The sequence below is a fragment of the Burkholderia cepacia complex sp. TUM26381 genome (genome assembly GCF_057439935.1).
The window spans coordinates 1,958,664-1,971,782 of record NZ_CM172007.1 but is presented as its reverse complement, the minus strand read 5'-3'; the positions used below and the strand labels follow the sequence as shown (position 1 = coordinate 1,971,782).

General features: G+C 66.7%; 12 protein-coding genes. 5 read left to right on the top strand and 7 right to left on the bottom strand.

Translation table 11 applies throughout. The features are described from left to right. Positions 1-15: 15 nt before the first annotated feature. From ACWMMN_RS25560 to ACWMMN_RS25530, 7 genes are all read right to left on the bottom strand, one after another. Complete coding sequence (locus ACWMMN_RS25560) at positions 16-627, bottom strand: ANTAR domain-containing response regulator (RefSeq protein WP_059236993.1); 612 nt, start codon at positions 625-627, stop codon at positions 16-18. A 6-nt stretch (positions 628-633) separates the two neighbouring features. Continuing rightward, positions 634-1,776 (bottom strand): transporter substrate-binding domain-containing protein, encoded by a 1,143-nt coding sequence (locus tag ACWMMN_RS25555; RefSeq protein ID WP_059236992.1) that lies wholly within the window; start codon positions 1,774-1,776, stop codon positions 634-636. Between the two features lie 31 nt (positions 1,777-1,807). Further along, positions 1,808-3,364, bottom strand: coding sequence for a nitric oxide reductase activation protein (locus ACWMMN_RS25550; RefSeq protein ID WP_486423291.1), 1,557 nt, complete (start codon positions 3,362-3,364; stop codon positions 1,808-1,810). Continuing rightward, positions 3,361-4,200 carry a CbbQ/NirQ/NorQ/GpvN family protein gene (locus tag ACWMMN_RS25545; protein ID WP_059236990.1) on the bottom strand — a complete coding sequence of 280 codons (840 nt, stop codon included), beginning with the start codon at positions 4,198-4,200 and terminating at the stop codon, positions 3,361-3,363. Before ACWMMN_RS25545 ends, ACWMMN_RS25550 begins: the two co-directional genes overlap by 4 nt. After that, positions 4,200-4,682: an AmiS/UreI family transporter gene (locus ACWMMN_RS25540; RefSeq protein ID WP_059236989.1), complete on the bottom strand. Its 483-nt coding sequence runs from the start codon at positions 4,680-4,682 to the stop codon at positions 4,200-4,202. Before ACWMMN_RS25540 ends, ACWMMN_RS25545 begins: the two co-directional genes overlap by 1 nt. Before the next feature lie 68 nt (positions 4,683-4,750). Next, positions 4,751-5,788 carry an aliphatic amidase gene (locus ACWMMN_RS25535; protein WP_256086487.1) on the bottom strand — a complete coding sequence of 346 codons (1,038 nt, stop codon included), beginning with the start codon at positions 5,786-5,788 and terminating at the stop codon, positions 4,751-4,753. 488 nt (positions 5,789-6,276) lie between these two features. Further along, a complete protein-coding gene (locus ACWMMN_RS25530; protein ID WP_486423290.1) occupies positions 6,277-7,593 on the bottom strand; it encodes a TolC family protein in 1,317 nt (438 codons plus the stop codon). Positions 7,594-7,969: 376 nt separating this feature from the next. On the opposite strand from ACWMMN_RS25530, the gene ACWMMN_RS25525 reads away from it, so the two are divergent. The 5 genes from ACWMMN_RS25525 (at position 7,970) to ACWMMN_RS25505 (ending at position 13,119) form a co-directional block, all read left to right on the top strand. After that, positions 7,970-8,146 (top strand): hypothetical protein, encoded by a 177-nt coding sequence (locus tag ACWMMN_RS25525; protein WP_006479216.1) that lies wholly within the window; start codon positions 7,970-7,972, stop codon positions 8,144-8,146. Positions 8,147-8,371: 225 nt separating this feature from the next. Then, positions 8,372-8,557 carry a hypothetical protein gene (locus ACWMMN_RS25520; RefSeq protein WP_027791386.1) on the top strand — a complete coding sequence of 62 codons (186 nt, stop codon included), beginning with the start codon at positions 8,372-8,374 and terminating at the stop codon, positions 8,555-8,557. 132 nt (positions 8,558-8,689) lie between these two features. After that, a complete protein-coding gene (locus ACWMMN_RS25515; protein WP_059236986.1) occupies positions 8,690-10,810 on the top strand; it encodes a peptidase domain-containing ABC transporter in 2,121 nt (706 codons plus the stop codon). Beyond that, on the top strand, positions 10,807-11,811 hold the full coding sequence (locus ACWMMN_RS25510) for a lysophospholipid acyltransferase family protein (protein ID WP_256086484.1): 1,005 nt from the start codon (positions 10,807-10,809) through the stop codon (positions 11,809-11,811). The genes ACWMMN_RS25515 and ACWMMN_RS25510 overlap by 4 nt, the downstream gene beginning before the upstream one ends. A gap of 12 nt (positions 11,812-11,823) precedes the next feature. Continuing rightward, positions 11,824-13,119 carry an HlyD family secretion protein gene (locus ACWMMN_RS25505; RefSeq protein ID WP_256086483.1) on the top strand — a complete coding sequence of 432 codons (1,296 nt, stop codon included), beginning with the start codon at positions 11,824-11,826 and terminating at the stop codon, positions 13,117-13,119.

Genomic DNA, 13,119 nt, shown 5'->3' with positions numbered 1-13,119 from the left:
GCGCACGGGCAGGGATCACCGCTTCAGCAGCGCATGCGCCTGCACGATCTGCTCGGCGAGCTGGTTGATCGAGATGCGCCGCTCCATCGCCTGCGAGCGGATCTGCTGGTACGCCTCTTCCTCGCTGATCGCGTTGTGCTGCATCAGCAGCGTCTTCGCTTCCTGCAGCGTGCGCACGGACATCGCGCGCTGTTCGAGCTGCGCGATGCGGCGCCGGTATTCGTCGTGCCGGCGGCTCTGGTGGCACGCGAGCGCCATCGCGCTCAACAGGCCGAACGAGCGGACGGGCGTCGTGACCGCGCTCTGCGCATCGATGCGCAGCATCAGTTCGAGGATCGTGGGGCTTTCGTAGGTCGTGACGGCGATGAGGGGCGGCCGCGCGTCGTCCTCGAGCCACGGGATCGACAGGTGCAGCAGGTCCGGCCGGACCGCGAGAATCACGAGATCGACGCTCTCCGGCAGCGCCGCGGGCGGCGGCCAGCGCTGCTCGGTCGGGCAGCCGATGCGCGACAGCTGCTCGACGAGCAGCAGGCCGTTGTCGTCGTCCGGGTAGTACACCATCACGCGGAGCGAGCGCAGTTCGGCGAGCAGGCGCGGCGTCGAGCGGATCGGGGTGCGGGCGCGCATCGTCGGTTACGCCTTCAGTTCGTCGGGCGTGTGCACGCGGTCGCCGAGCGAATGCGTGACGAGGTACGGATCGGGATGCACGCGGCGCGTCGCTTCGCGCACGATCGTGAAGTTGCCGTCGGCCGTCGCGCAGCCGATGCGCGGGTACAGGCACGTGTGCTGCGTGAGCCGGTCGATCTTCACGCGCCCCTGCGGCGCATCGAACTCCGCATCGGCGAGATGTTCGACGAGCCGGTCGCGCTGGTCGGTGCCGGCCCGCGCGAGTGCGTTGGCGAACAGGTGGACCTGGAAATACGCGGCTTCCCACGGCGCGGACGCGCTCGCATCGTCGCCGAAGCGCGCCTTGAGCTGTGCAATGCAGCGGCGGTTCACGTCGGAATCGATCGTCTGGAAATACGGCGACGACGTGTAGTGGCCGGCCGCGGCCGCGCCCATCTGGCCGAGTTCGATCTCGGATGTCGTCAGGCTCGCGATCGGCATCTTGCGTGCATCGAGGCCGGCCTGCGCGTATGCGCGGTAGAACGCGGCCGTGCTGTCGCCGACGAGCGTGCTGAACACGAAGTCGGGCGCCTTCGCGCGAATGTCCTCGACGACCGCCGCGAAATCCTGCTCGGATGCGACGAGCGGCATGTACACCTCGCCGAGGATCTGGCCTTCCGGATGCTGCGTGACGAGGTCGATCATGATGCGGTTCGACTCGTACGGGTAGATGTAGTCGGACCCGACCAGGTACACGCGCGCACCGAACTGCGCGGTCATGAACGCGGCGAGCTGCACGCTGTTCTGGTTCGGCGCGGCGCCCGTGTAGATCACGTTCGGCGAGAACTCGAAGCCTTCGTAGAGCGTCGGGTAGAACAGCAGCTTGTCCCACTTCTCGACGATCGGTATCAACGCCTTGCGGCTGCTCGACATGTATCCGCCGAACAGCACGTTCACGCGCTCGGTGGCGATCAGCTCCTCGGCGAGGCGCGCGTAGACGGCCGGGTCCGAGCACGCGTCGCGCACGACGGGCACGATCTCGCAGCCGTTCGCGCCGCCCGCTTCGTTGATTTCGGCGATCGCCTGCAGCGTGCCGCGCAACTGGCTCTGGCCAAGGTGCGACGTGCATCCGCTCTGCGAGAACAATACGCCAACCTTCACACTGTTCATTCGTCCATCCTGATGCTTGCGGGTAGGGCCGTCACGCGGTCAGCCGGCCGGCCGCGTGCGCGACGACGGCGGGCAGGGCGTCGCCGTTCGCCGCGTGCACGCAGCGCGGGCCGATGCCAAGTATTGTAGACAACCCGGGCGGCGCGCCGAACGACAAACCGGCGATCGCGACGCCGCGCTGCCGGCCCTGGCGTGCCGCGTAACGTGCATCCTCGACGAGGTAGCGCGGGTCGAACACGTCGATGTCGGCCGCTTCGCCGTCGCCGATCATCAGCACGGCGGCGCGCGCGCAGGCCGCTTCACGCCGCAGCAGCGCCAGCGCATGACGCAGCGCCGCACCGGTGCGCGTGCTCATCCCGGCGTCGGCCGCGAGCAGCGCCGCGCGGCGGCCGGCGTCGAACGCATCGCCGAAATCCTTGAAGCGGGCGTAGTACACGCGATGCCGGCCGTCCGACGTGTAGCCGTGCACCGCCCAACGCCGCCGCTGCCGGTCGAACAGGTCGCCGAGCACGAATGCGGCGCGTTTTTCGAGCGCGGCGACGTGCGCGGCCGTCGACGCCGACAGGTCGAGCAGGATCAGCACGGGCCCGTGCGCATCGTGCGGCACGCGGTGGCGGAACACGCGCGGATCGGGAGCATGCCCGGCGCGGCGCGCGATGCGTGCGGCAATCGCGGCATCGACGTCGAGCGCGTCGCCGTCGAGCTGGCGGCCGACGCGTCGCATCGGCTCCGACGCGCGCGGGGACGGCAGCCGTTTCGCGGCGCGCCGGTCGGCTTCGATCAGCGTGGCCAGCGAGCGCGGCGGCGCCGACGTGACGGGCGCGCGTTCGACGACGGTCGCCCAGTCGCGGCGCTCGCGTTGCGTGTGGCAATTCCATTCGGGATAGCGCGGCGCGTCGGGTGCCGGGTGCGGTTCGTCGTCGGGTTCGTCGCTGTGGCCGCCTGTCGCGGCCGACGTCTCGACGCCTTCGTTGCCCGCTCGTTCCGACGCGGCAGCCGGTTGCGCCCACAGCCACGCGTTGTCGTCGCGATAGCGCAGCCATGCGCCGTCGTCGGGCTCGAAGCGCACGCGCATCTGGCCGAGATCGTTCGCGAGCCGCGACGCGATCGAGCGGAATGCGCGGTAGTCGTCGAGTGCATCGCGTTTCGCGTTGAACAGCTGCACACCCTTGTCGACCCACGGATTGCCGTCGCGATACGACGGATCGAACAGCGCCTTCGCGAGCCGCGCGCACAGGCAACCGAACGTGAGCCCTTCGCGGTCGATCGGCGTGAACGCCGGTGCCCAGAAGGTCGTCAGCCCCGGCCATGTCCGGGCGAGCAGCGTCTCGACACGCGCATCCTCGATCAGGCCGGCAACCGCGATGCCGATCGGCGTCAGTGTGTCGGCCGGTTCGCCGGGCGGCGAATGCCGCCAGTGCGCAAGCGCGTGCGCGGCCGCCGCGATGCGCGCATCGGGCGGTAACGTGCCCGGCACGCGCAACGCGGCGTGACCGAGCGTCGCGCGCAATGCCGCATCGTCGAGTCGCACGTCGGTCTCCTGCGCGCTCATTCCGTGCAGGAAGCGGGCGAGGTGCAGCGCGCTCATGTCGCGAAGTGCGCGGCGGCCATCGTCTGCAACGCGGCGCGCGTGTCGGCGTCGTCGGTTGCCGCGTCGCTGATCGCGATCCGGCACGCGTCGAGCGGCGCGAGCCCCGCGGCGATCAGCCGGGCCGCGTGCACCAGCAGGCGCGTCGACGCGCCTTCGTCGAGGCCGTTGCCGGCCTGCGCCAACGCACGCGTGCGCTGCGCGAGATCGACGAGCCGGCGTGCGGTGTCGCGGTCGGCGCCGCTTTCGCGCACGACGACATCGGCCTCGTGTGCGGCATCCGGATAGCCGAAGTCGATCGCGACGAAGCGCTGCCGCGTCGACGGCTTCAACCGCCGGTGTTCGCCGTGATAGCCGGGGTTGTACGAGATCACCAGATGGAAATCCGGATGCGCGTGCACGACCTCGCCGAGCCGGTCGAGCGGCAGCACGCGCCGCGAGTCGGTCAGCGGGTGGATCACGACCGTCGCGTCGGGGCGCGCTTCGACGATCTCGTCCAGATAGCAGATCGCGCCATGCCGCGCCGCGAGCGTGAGCGGCCCGTCGGCCCAGTAGGTGCCGTCGGCGTCGAGCAGATGGCGGCCCGTCAGGTCGGCCGCCGACGTGTCGTCGTTGCACGCGACCTGGATCAGCGGCAGGCCCATGCGCCACGCCATGTATTCGACGAACCGCGTCTTGCCGCAGCCGGTCGGCCCTTTCAGCAGGATCGGCAGGCGATGCCGGCAGGCCGTCTCGAACCAGTCGGCTTCGGCGCCGGCCGCCTGGTAGAACGGCGCGTCGGCGATGCGGTGTCCGGCGAGCGGATCGGCGGCGAGCGGCGTATCGCGTGCGCTCATTACCACCTCCCCGTCATCATCAGCATGCCGGGCAGCCAGCAGGTACCGACGCCGATCGCGATCGTGTAGCCGGGCAGGAAGCGTACGGTCCGCTTCAGGCCGAGCGCGACGAAGAACAGGAACCACAGGCTCGACCACAGCAGCCACATCGCACCGAAACGCATGTCGTTCGACGTGCCCGCATAGACGAGCGCGCTGATCGCGACGAACAGGCAGTACCAGCCGAGGCCGGCGCCCTGCAGCCCGCGCCACTGGACGGCCGCGAGGTACAGGTACGTGAACGCGAACAGCAGGCCGCCCGCGCTCGAGAAATATTGCGGCGGCGCGGATGCCTGCACGAGGCCGGCGAGGTTGATCAGCAGCGCAAGCAGCCCGACGAGCAGGTTCAGGCCGGCCGCGTCGCGCGGTTCGATGCGGCCGGTGAGCGCGACGCCGTTGACGACCAGCACCGCGCCGATGAAGAAGAGAGCGACACCGAGCATGATGAGGGCTCCAGAGTGAGGCGGAGCCGTTCGCGCAGGTGGCGCGAACGGCCGGGCGGGGCGCGGGCTCAGCGGTGCGCGGGCGCTTCGGACGGAATGCCTTCGATCGGGCATTCAGGTGTGCCGGGTGTCGCGCGCGTCAGGCGCTCGACGGCCTTGCGCGTGCCGTCCGGGTCGTTCACCCAGTTCGCGTAGAACTCGAACGGGCATTGCGCGACGCCGTTCGGCGATTCGCCGGAGCCGATCTTGCCCGTGTAGCCGCGGTGCAGCAGCTTGTACAGGTGGTTCTGCGACTGCATGTTGCGGCGCGCGTCGCGGATCAGGCTCACCGACAGCTCCGCATACTGCACGCCGTTTTCCTCCTCGCCGCATTCGCCGAGCGTGCGGCCGTCGAAGCCGACGATCGCCGAGTGGCCGAAATACGAATACACGCCGTCGAACCCGGCCGCGTTCGCGACCGCGACGTAGCAGTTGTTCATGAACGCCATCGCCTTCGACACGAGCACCTGCTGGTCCTTCGCCGGGTACATGTAGCCCTGGCAGCGCACGACGAGCTCGGCGCCGCGCATCACGCAGTCGCGCCAGATTTCCGGATAGTTGCCGTCGTCGCAGATGATCAGGCTGATCTTGAGCCCCTTCGGCCCGTCGGCGACATACGTGCAGTCGCCCGGATACCAGCCTTCGACGGGCACCCACGGCATGATCTTGCGGTACTTCTGCACGATCTCGCCCTGGTTGTTGATCAGCACGAGTGTGTTGTACGGCGCCTTGTCCGGGTGTTCCTCGTGGCGCTCGCCGGTCAGCGAGAACACGCCCCACACGTTCGCCTTGCGGCACGCAGCCGCGAAGATGTCGGTTTCCTCGCCGGGGATCGTCGATGCCGTGTCGTACATCTCCTTCGCGTCGTACATGATCCCGTGCGTCGAATACTCGGGAAACACGATGAGGTCCATGCCGGGCAGGCCGCGCTTGATGCCGACCACGCGCTCCGCGATTTCGCGGGCGTTCGCGATCACGTCGGCGCGGGTGTGCAGGCGCGGCATCTTGTACTGGACGACGGCGACGCCGACGGCGTCGTTGCTGCTGGAAATATCGCCATGACGCATGGTGTGCTCCTGGTTCAGGTGAAGACGTGCGTTTTCGAAAGACAAAAAAAAGCCCTTGCCTCGACGAGCGAGGCAAGGGCTTCTTTGCCGGTCCGTTCATCCGACAACGCTGTCGGATAACGGGAATGCGGATGGGTGGCCGGATGCGTGGCCAGCGTAGCGCGGGCTATCGGGATCGCGCTGCGCACGATCGTGGGACGTCTTTGTCCACCGGATCGATGGGAAGCACTCTATGCAAAGTTTTTTTTCGACGCAACACCGCGTATACCCCTGCACGTCGTGAACGGGCGGCGGCCGGTGTCATGCGCGGTCGGGACCGGACATTGCGCGGCACGAACGTGCAGGGTCGGACGCAAGCTTGCGGGAAGCGACGAGACGGAATCGCGATGCGCGGGTGCCGATGAAGCGACCGGCCGGCGCATCGGCCTTCCTCGATAACGTTGCGTACACAACGTTATATGGCATGTGCGACAGGCATCGAATTGCGTTCAGCTCCGGTCGGTCGCCGCGTTGCTTTCGAGGAAGCCGTCCACCGCGATCAGCGATTGTTCGTCGAGCGTGCCGAGCACGCTTTTCAGCTTCAGTTGCAGCTTCAGCGCATCGAGGTAGCTGTCGAACAGCTTCTGCCGGATGCCCGAGATGTCGCGTCGCAGGTTCAGCGTTTCGTACGTCGTGCTGTAGCCGACCTGATGCGCCTTCATCGACGAATCGTACGCGAGCCGTGCGGCCTGCAGCGACTGCTGCAGCGCGCGGATGCGCTTGCCGACCGATTCGAGCGCGGACAACGCCTCGCGATGATCGGTGCCCAGTTGCTCCTCGACCTCGCGCAGCCGGTTGCGGTATTGCTCGGTCACGTGCTCGGCTTCCACTTGCCGGTAGTACACGCTGCCGCCGGAGAAGATCGGGATCGTCACCTGTACGCCGAATGCGCTCTGATGGAAGTCCGAACGATCGGTGAGCCCGCGCAGGTTCGGGTTGAGCCCGCGCGAATACGACGCGAACAGGTCGACGGTCGGCAAATGCTCGGCGCTGACGCGTTTCGCCGCGAGCCGCGCGACCTGGACGTCGCGATACGCCTGCCGGTACGCGGGGTTGTCCTGCGGCGCGTACTCGCCCGACGGAATGCGCGGCGACGACCCGCGCATCGCGAGCCGAGGCCAGCGCGTGAAGTCGATCGTCGAGCCGAGCAGCGTCTCGTAGCGGGCGCGACGCGCGTCGACGTCGGTCTGCGCAAGTGCCTCGTCGGATTGCGCGAGGCTGCGGCGCGCCTCGATCTCGGCCGTATCGCCGATCGTCTTCATGCCGAGCTGCGCCATGCGCCGCGTATCGCTTTCGAGCCGCGTGAGCGCGCTGACCTCGTCGTCGGCCGACTGCAGTTTCTCGCGCGCACTCAGCAGGTCGAAACACGCGTTCGCGACGCGCAGGATCAGGTCCTGCTTCGCGACCTCGAGCTTCTGCTTCGCCGATTCCTCGTACTCCGTCGCACGCCGCATGTCGTACAGGTAGGGCACGTTGAACAGCGCCTGCGTGACCTGCGCGGAACCGTACGCGGCATTGCTCGAGCCGCTGACGTCGATGCCGAACAGGTTCGCGTGCGTGCCGTAGCGCCCCCATTCGAGTTGCGCGGCGGCCTGCGGCAGCATCTGCGCGCGCGCTTCGGGGAATTTCTGGCGAGCCGCATCGTATTCGCTGCGCGCCTGCAGGTAGCGCGGATCGTGCACGGCCGCGTACTGGTAGGCCGTATCGAGGCAGAACGCATGCGTGCTTGCCGACATGCCGGCCATCGTTACAGCGAACGCTGTCATGGTTGCAAGTCGGGGATTCCACCTAGTCGAAAATCTTGATAGGGAATTACCCGTATCCGGTGCCGCCGATCCGCGATTCGCGCGCCTCGTTTCAAACATGGCCGTCTCCGTCTCCTGCCCGTGCCGCAATGCATTGCGGCGGGATTTAAACGTTTTGAAATTGAAATTCGAACAGCGTGAATGTCTGCCACCTGTCACACATCGGAAAACGCACCTGTAAGAGTGTGTCCTCCATTGAATTCCGATGCGACCGCATGATAGCCTGATTTCGGCTCGTAATCGCAGTGATTATTAGATTAACAAGTCGCTAGGGATTAAAGGCCGTTTGTCTTTCAATGAAGGTTCTTTGCATCATCTTTATTTTTACGAGGAGAGAATGATGAAGGTCATGACGACGGAACAGGTCAGGAATGTGCATGGCGGCGGTGCGATCAGCTCGCTGGGTAGCCTCGCTGTCGACGCCGCGCCGGTGGTAACCGCGCTCGGCCAGTTCCTGCCGAGCCTCGGCAATTACCTGCAGAACCCGAAGACGTTCAATAACACCGGCAAGTAACCGCCGTGCGCGGGGAGGCGCCCCCCGCGCGAAATGCTGCGAAACAGAAGGAAAAGAATCGATCGCCGCAGTGGAAATAAAGCGACTCCGAAATGCATTGTTTCGGGATCGGGCGATTATCGGGAGGCAGGAGTGCCGGATTATCTCCGTAATAAAGCAAACGGCCATTGGGTTTGCGATTGGCTGACAGCTGAAGGCATTCCGAAAATATAAAGGCCACAACAAATGCGAGACATCACGGAAGAACAGGCCCGCCAGATTCGCGGCGGCGCGTCGCTTTACTCCAATTCGGCTGCCTATACGGTCGATCTCGTCAATCAGTCGATCGGGACCACGCTGCAGGGCCTGATGACCCAGTACCAGACCCGCGCCGTCGAACAGTTCCGGATGTCGCTCGGTTCGTCGCGCTGAGCGGCCGGTAACACCGATCTTCCGTCGCAGCCGGCAGCGTGCCGGCTGCGCCCATGCGTATCGCGCACGATCCGCCGCGGGCCCGCACCGTCAGGCCCGGGCGGCGCGTCGTCGCGCCCCGGGTGCCCGACCATGCTCTTCAATACGCGTAAAGTCCGTCCGGTCCTGCAGGACGAAGTGACGGAGTGCGGCCTCGCCTGCCTCGCGATGATCGCGTCGTGGCATGGGCGCGAAACGACGTTGCGCACGCTGCGCAACCGCTATCCGGTCCGGATCGATTCCGGGCTGTCGTTCTTCGACCTGATGGAGATCTCGAACGATCTCGGCTTGCGCGCCCGCGGGCTGCAGTTCGACGCGGGCGAACTCGACGCGCTCAAGACGCCGTGCATCCTGCACTGGGGAATGAACCACTATGTCGTGCTGACGAAGGTCGGCTACGGCAGCGTGCACATCGTCGACCCGGCGCTCGGCGAGACGAAGCTGCCGCTCGCACAGGCGCTCACGCACATCACAGGCTATGCACTCGAGCTGAATCCGGACATCGGCTTCACGCGGGCGGGGCAGGCCGACCGGATCCGGCTGCGCGACTACCTCGAAGGGCTGACGGGCATCCGCAAGAGCCTCGCGATCGGGGTTGCGGGCGGCGTCGCCGCGCAGCTCCTGCTGCTGCTCGGCCCGTCGTACGTGCAGTTGACGATCGACGAGGCGCTGAAGAAGACCGACGTCGACATCCTGTACCTGCTGACGATCCTGTTCGCGATCGTGTTCCTGTTCGACACGCTGTATGCGAACCTCGTCGGCAACATCAAGAGCTACCTGCGCAACATCGTGTCGCAGCAGCTGTCGGCGAACATGGTCGGCCATCTCGCGCGGCTGCCGATCGGTTATTTCCTGTTCCACAACACCGGCGATTCGATTTCGCGCGTGTCGTCGGTGTCGGAGGTCGGGCGCTTTCTCGTCGACGGGCTCGTCGGCGGGCTGCTCAATATCGTCACCTGCACGCTGACGCTCGTGCTGATGCTGTACTACAGCCCCGTGCTGGCCGGCATCAGTCTCGCCGGGATGGTGCTGTTCGCGCTGAGCCGGCTCGCGATCCAGCCGCAACTGCAGGACGCGATGTCGCAGATCCTCACGCGCGGCGCGGAGGCCGATGCGCTGCTGATCGAGAACATCCGTTCCGCGCATTCGATCAAACTGCTGTCGGCCGAGACCGCGCGCAGCAGCCTGTGGGTCAACGCGTTCACGCAGAAGCTGCAGGCGATGCGCCAGCAGGAACGGCTGCAACTGCTGTTCGATGCGATTTCGAAGGGGATCGTGCACGTCGAGCAACTGGTGATCGTGACCTACGGCGCGTGGCTCGTGATGCACGGCCAGAGCACGATCGGCGTGATCTATGCGTTCATCCAGTACAAGAACCTGTTCGCGGACAAGTTCATCGATTCGATCCAGCTCTACGTGCGCCGCAAGGTGCTGCAGGTGCACATGGACCGCGTCGCGGACGTGCTGCAGACCGAGACCGAGGAGCCCGCGCCGGATGCGGTCGTGCGGCCGGTCGACGGGTTCGACGGCACGCTGGCGATCCGCGCGCTGTCGTACACGCCGAAGGGCGGCAACCGTCCGATCCTGCGCGACGTCGCGCTCGACGTGCCGGCCGGCAGCAAGATCGCGATCGTCGGCCGCACCGGCAGCGGCAAGACGACGCTGCTGAACCTGATCTGCGGGCTCGTGCGGCCGGACCCCGGCACGCTGTTCGTCGGCGGCGTCGATCTCGCGGAAGTGAACCTGCGGCAATACCGCAAGCATCTGGCGGCCGTCACGCAGTCCGACCAGCTGTTTCGCGGGACGATTCGCGACAACATCACGAACTTCGCGCCGGCACCGCGGATCGGCGCGATGTTCGACGCGGCGAAGCTCGCGTGCATCCACGACGAGATCGAGCGGCTCGACCATCGCTACGACACGCCGCTCGGCGATACGCAGAAATTCCTGTCGGCCGGCCAGATGCAGCGGCTGCTGATCGCGCGGGCGCTGTATTGCGAGCCGCGCCTGCTGATCCTCGACGAGTTTTCGTCGAATCTCGACCAGGCGACGACGCACGAGATCTGCCGCAACGTGCTGACGCTGCCGTCCACGATCGTGCTCGTCACGCACGATGCGTCGATCCTGTCGATGGTCGACCGCATCTACCAGATGCACGAGGGCGTCCTGACCGATGCGACCGGCGCGTGGCGCATGAACGAGGAGAGGCGGTGATGCTCGGGCGACTCTTTCTGCTGAATCCGTTCTCGTATGCGTTCCTGGTGCGTCGCGCGGTGCGTGCGGTCGCGCTGCGCACGTCGCCCGCGCGCGGGCTGCGGCTGATGCGCTGGTGCTCGGGGGCATGCCTGCGCTGCTTTCCGTGCATTCGCGAATCGATCGAGCGCGCGGTCGCCTACATGCTGAGCGCGCACCTGAACGACGATCCGCGGCGCGTGCGGGAAGTGTCGGCTGCGGTCGTGCGCGAGCTGTTCGAGGCCGAGTTCGCCGGCCTCAAGCTGCGCACGCACAGCCTCGCATCGATGAAGTCGATGATCGACGGGATGGCGTGCGAAGGCGACGAGCAGCTGCGGGCGGCGCTTGCACGCGGCGGCCCGCTGATGCTCGCGGGGCTGCACTTCGGCAACCTGATGCTGTTCGTCACGAAGCTGCGCTTCATGATTCCGGACGACCGCAAGCTGATGGTGATCATGCACCGCGATGCGCCCGGTGCGTTCTTCGACGATGCGCTGCGGCTCGTCGCCGAATACGGCGCAGGTGAGGTCGAGTTCATCGACATCGAGGAGCGCGTGCACCTGCGGCGGCTGATCACGAGCCTGCGGCGCGAGGCACCCGTGTTCCTGCTGTTCTCCGACCTGCACGGCAAGTTCGGCAAGACCAACCGCTGCCGGCTCGGCGGGCGCTGGGTGCGGATGGCCGGCGGCGGCGTGAAGCTCGCGGTCGAGCAGGGGATTCCGCTGCTTGTCGCGTATGCGACGGGCGTGCCGTTCCGCGATCGCTGCGCGGTGCATTTCACCGAACTCGCGGCCAGCCCGCTCGCGCCGATGCTCGGCGCGGACGACGACGCGTCGCCGGTGCGCGCGACACACCAGCGGATCGTCGACCGCCTCGAGCAGGCGCTCGTGCGCCAGCCCGAGCAATGGCATTTCTGGGAACACTTCACGCCTTACCTGATGCCGACGCCGCTGCTCGATGCGGTCGCGCGGCGTCGCTCCTGACGAGCCTGCCCCATGCCGACCTGGAACTCCGTCCTCCGAGAACAGAAGCCGTCGCGCAAGCTCGCGCGCGGCACGACCTTCGGCACCGTGATCCACGGCGTCGTCGACGTGCCGGTGTCGATGCGGTTCTTCTGCTACCTGTCGCTCGCGATGTTCGCGATGTTCGTGACCGCGCTCGTCGAACTGAGCTACGCGAATACCGAGAGCGTGTCGGGGATGCTGACGCCGCGCTCGGGGCTGATCGGCGTCAGTGCGCCGCCGGGCTGGGCCGTGCGCGACATCTACGTCGGCAAGGACCAGCACGTGAAGGCCGGCCAGAAGCTGCTCGCGGTGACGCGCGACACGAGCTTCGTCAGCCAGGCGAACAACGTGCAGGGGATGCGCATGGCGCTCGACCGGCAGCGCGTCGAGGTGAAGCAGCAGATCGACGCGGCGCAGCTCGAATACCGGTCGACGGTGCAGCAGATCAACCAGCAGATCGCCGCGCAGGGCGAGAGCCGCGGGTTGATCGACCGGCAGATCCAGGACCAGAAGCGCATCGTCGACGAGTACGGCGAACGGCGCGCACGCGTGAAGCAGCTGCTCGACGAACAGGTCGTGACGCTCGAGCAGTACAACCAGGTCAACACGCAGTACCTGCAGGCCGGGCAGGCGTACCAGGACCTGCTGCTGCGCCGCGCCGAGCTCGCGAAGAACGCGATGAAGCTGCGCGGCGACCTCGACACGATGCAGAGCAAGTACGACGGCGCGAACGCGGAGCTGAAGATCAAGCAGGAGGAGCTGAACGCAAAGGAATACAACATCGACGAGAACGTGAACCAGGTGCTGTACGCACCGGCCGACGGGCAGATCGTGCGGCTCGACGTCGTGCAGGGTGGCGTGATCGACCCGCCGGGCACGCGCGTCGTCGAGATCCTGCCCGCGAAGGCCGACGGGCTGATCGCCGAGGTCTACATTCCGTCGTCGAAGGCCGGCTTCGTAAAGAAGGGGCAGGAGGTGAAGGTTGCGTACGCAAGCTATCCGGTCGAGAAATTCGGCACCTATCGCGGCAAGGTGCTGTCGATCTCGCCCGTCGCGTTCTCGGCGAAGGAGCTGAACCTGCCCGGCGACGCGGCTGCGCCGCAGACCTACTTCAAGACCTGGGTCGAACTCGCCGATCGCGCGCCGTCGTTCGACGGGCGGCCGCTGTCGCTGCGCGCCGGGATGATGCTGAAGGCCGACGTCGTGCTGGAGCGGCGCAGCCTGCTCGAATGGCTGTTCGAGCCGTTGTACCGGATCCGCCAGCGCCTGTTCGGCGTGCCGGCCTGA